The 281-nt window shown below is 41.3% G+C and carries 1 protein-coding gene; it reads right to left on the minus strand.

Annotated features, from left to right (window positions below; genetic code table 11):
- Nucleotides 1–281, minus strand: a 281-nt coding sequence (locus tag OS173_RS13295; protein ID WP_267184765.1) for a helix-turn-helix domain-containing protein, incomplete at both ends; no start/stop codon positions are given.

Consider the following 281-nt stretch of genomic DNA (forward strand, 5'->3'; position numbering starts at 1 on the left):
TGGTAAATGGTTTCGTGATGCAATGAGATACCCTTATGCCTTTTGAGATAAATTGTAATCTGTTCCGGGCTCAGGTCATGATACAGGAGTGTGATGATCCAATGTTTAACTTGCTCAGTTAATTTAATGGCTTTGTGGGCTTTCTTACGACGACTTTCAGCCATCTGTTGGGCTTGCTTAGGCCGGTAATTCTTTTTGCCTGTATTACGGGATATTTCACGAGAAATGGTCGAAGGTGATCTGCCAAGTTCTTTGGCTATAATCTTTTGTGTGAAACCCAT

The organism is Marinicella gelatinilytica (assembly GCF_026410405.1).
Classification (GTDB): Bacteria; Pseudomonadota; Gammaproteobacteria; order Xanthomonadales; family Marinicellaceae; genus Marinicella; species Marinicella gelatinilytica.